Genomic DNA, 3,078 nt, shown 5'->3' on the forward strand with positions numbered 1-3,078 from the left:
GCACCGCACTCGATCGTGTTTCCGCGCGCCGCGGCGATCGTGCATCAGGGCGGCATCGGAACGCTGGCGCAGGCGCTCAAGGCGGGGCGGCCGATGCTCGTCGTCCCGTTCAGCCACGATCAGCCCGATAACGCCGAGCGCGCGCAGCGGCTCGGGGTGGCGCGCTGCATTCCGCGTGCGAAGTTCCCCGTCGAGCGCGCAGTCGAGGCCTTGCGCGCGCTCCTCGACGACCCCCGCTACGCGCAGTCCGCGCAGGCCGTGGCGGAGGCAATCCGCGCAGAAGACGGCGTGCGCGCCGCGTGCGATCGCATCGAGAGGCTGCTGTAACCCCAATGTCCTCCTTCGATGCGGCGCAACAATGGTAAGATCGAAACCGCGTCTGGAGCTCGCGTCCACAGCCTTGCCGCCAGATGCCGTGCGCGCCGCGCGCCCGATCGCAGCAGCCTCCGACCGACTCCGAATCTGCCGAACCAACCATGACCGTATCGATTGCCGCGCTCGCCGCATGCGTGCTGAGCGCCCTCAACCTCCTCCCTGCCGACACGCTCCCCGCTGCGGCGGTTCCGTATCTCAACGCAGCCGTCGTGCTGCTGACGCTGTTCATCGCGTGGCAGGGTCTCGCCGCATCGCGCGCGAAGCCGCAGCCGCAAGCGCCTGCCGTGCAGGCGGCGCCACCGCCTCCACCCGCTGCCCCGAAGCCGGCCAGGGTGGAACCCACGCAGACCGGTGAAGCGCTGATCCTGCTGTCGATGCTGCAGGAGAAAGGGCGCTTCCTCGATTTCGTGACGGAGGACATCACCGCCTTCGGCGATGCACAGGTCGCAGCCGCCTCCCGCGTCGTGCATCAGGGCTGTTCCGCCGTGATCAAGGAGTGTCTGGCGCTTGCGCCCACGCACGACGGCAAGGAAGGCGATCGCGTGACGCTCGACAAGTCGTCCGATCCGAACCGCTATCGCCTGCTCGGCAAGGTGCAGCAGGAGCCGCCGTACACGGGTGTGGTCGTGCACCGCGGCTGGAAAACGACCAAGCTCGCGCTGCCGCGCTTCACACGCCCGGTCGATCCGACCGGCCCGAACATCATCACGCCGATGGAAGTCGAGGTGCGCTAGCCCGCTTCGCCGGGCTCGCACGAACCGGCCGCGGATGCGGCCGGCGCTCCTTTCGCTGGCGTCTCGAACCGCAGGACTCATCCATGACGAAGCAATTCATTCTGGGCATCGATCTCGGCACGTCCAATTCCTGTCTCTCGCTCGCCGAGGTGGAGAACGGACGCGCACGCGGCATCGACATAACACAAGTTCTCGGACCGGGAGTGATCGGCGAGAAGCCGTTGCTGCCGTCCGTGCTCTACATTCCCGCCAGCGGCGAATACGCCGAGGGCAGCTTCGCGCTGCCGTGGGACGACGCGGCATCGAGCGATGCCGTCGTCGGCGCCTTCGCGCGCGAGCGCGCCGCGCTGGTGCCGGACCGCGTCGTCACCTCCGCCAAGTCCTGGCTCTGCAATCCGCACGTCGACCGCCGCGCGCAGATCCTGCCCTGGCAGTCCGATCTCGCCGAGGCGAAGGTGTCGCCCATGGAAGCCTCGCGGCGCTACCTGGCACACATGCGCAACGCCGCGCTTCAGGCATTCGCGCGCGAGGGCATCGAGGCCGCGCCGGACGATTGCCACGTCGTGCTGACGGTGCCGGCGTCATTCGACGAAGTGGCGCGCTCGCTCACGCACGAAGCGGCGGTCGCCGCGGGTCTCGGCGACGTGACGCTGCTCGAAGAGCCGCAGGCGGCGTTCTACGCGTGGATCGCGCACTCCGAAGCCGACGCGGACGCCGGACACTGGACCGATCAGGTGGCGGCGGGCGATCTCGTGCTCGTGCTCGACATCGGCGGCGGCACCACGGACTTGAGTCTCATCGCCGTTGCCGCCGCGCCGGACGGGCTCTCGAAGAACCTGGAACTGCATCGCATCGCGGTCGGGGAGCACATCCTGCTCGGTGGCGACAACATGGATCTTGCGCTCGCCTACATGCTGAAGGACAAGCTGGAGGCGGACGGCCAGGAGCTCGACACCTGGCAGTTCCTCGCCCTCGTCCATGCCACGCGGGTAGCGAAGGAAAAGCTGCTGGCCGACGCGTCGCTCGCGGAAGTGCCCATCGCCGTGCCCTCGCGCGGTTCCAGCCTGTTCGCGAAGACGCTCGCGACGGCGCTCACGCGCGACGAAGTAGGGGCGATTCTGGTCGACGGCTATTTCCCGCTGACCGGTGTCGACGACCTGCCCGCGCAGCGCAAATCGGTCGGCCTGCAGGAGTACGGGCTCGACTACGCGACGGAGCCCGCCGTGAGCAAGCACCTCGCGCGCTTCCTCAAGCGCGCGCTGGAGAACGTGCGCTCCGATGCCGAGCTCGCAGCTTTGCTCGGCAGCGCGGCGGACCTCGACGCGGCGACCGTCCTGCGGCCCACTGCCGTGCTCTTCAACGGCGGCGTGTTCGAGGCCGAAGCCTTCCGCCAGCGCATCGTCGCGCTGCTGCAGTCCTGGCTCGGCGCCGACACGCCGCTCAAGGTGCTCGAGAGCGCCGGCCTCGACATCGCGGTATCGCGCGGCGCCGCGTACTACGGTGCCGCCCGCACCTCGGGCAAGGGCATCAAGATCCAGGCGGGCACTTCGCGCTCGTATTACCTCGGGCTGGAAAGCCCGATGCCCGCGGTGCCGGGTTACGTGCCGCCGGTGAAGGCCATCTGCATCGTGCCCCAGGGCACCACCGAGGGCACCGAGCTCGAGCTGCCCGGACGCGAGTTCGGGCTGGTGACGGGCGAAGCGGTGGATTTCCGTTTCTTCGCCTCCGAGATCCGCGCCGGTGATCGCATCGGCGGCGTCGTCAACAATGCCGCGAAGGCGCTCGACGAGCTCGCCGGCCTGACGCTCACGCTGCCACCGGTCGAAGGCGCCGCAGGCCAGGTGGTGCCGGTCACGCTGCACCCGCGCGTGACCGAGGTCGGCACGCTGGAGTTGTGGATGCAGCACACGCAGTCCAGCAACAGGTGGAAGCTGGAGTTCAACCTGCGCGCGGAGTCGTGACCCGGCGC

At 69.0% G+C, this 3,078-nt stretch carries 3 protein-coding genes; all 3 read left to right on the forward strand.

Annotated features, from left to right (window positions below):
• On the forward strand, positions 1-327 hold a 327-nt coding region (locus JNK68_06000), incomplete at its 5' end, for a glycosyltransferase (GenBank protein MBL8539908.1).
• Between the two features lie 149 nt (positions 328-476).
• Entirely contained in the window at positions 477-1,109 is a 633-nt protein-coding gene (locus tag JNK68_06005; protein ID MBL8539909.1) for a DUF2760 domain-containing protein, read from the forward strand.
• A gap of 83 nt (positions 1,110-1,192) precedes the next feature.
• Entirely contained in the window at positions 1,193-3,070 is a 1,878-nt protein-coding gene (locus tag JNK68_06010) for an Hsp70 family protein (GenBank protein MBL8539910.1), read from the forward strand.
• Positions 3,071-3,078: the final 8 nt, after the last annotated feature.

The sequence above is a fragment of the Betaproteobacteria bacterium genome, from assembly GCA_016791345.1.
Lineage (GTDB): Bacteria > Pseudomonadota > Gammaproteobacteria > Burkholderiales > JAEUMW01 > JAEUMW01.

Coding starts and splice junctions, on each gene's coding strand:
- JNK68_06005 (MBL8539909.1), top strand. CDS start 477: ATGACCGTATCGATTGCCGCGCTCGCCGCATGCGTGCTGAGCGCCCTC.
- JNK68_06010 (MBL8539910.1), top strand. CDS start 1,193: ATGACGAAGCAATTCATTCTGGGCATCGATCTCGGCACGTCCAATTCC.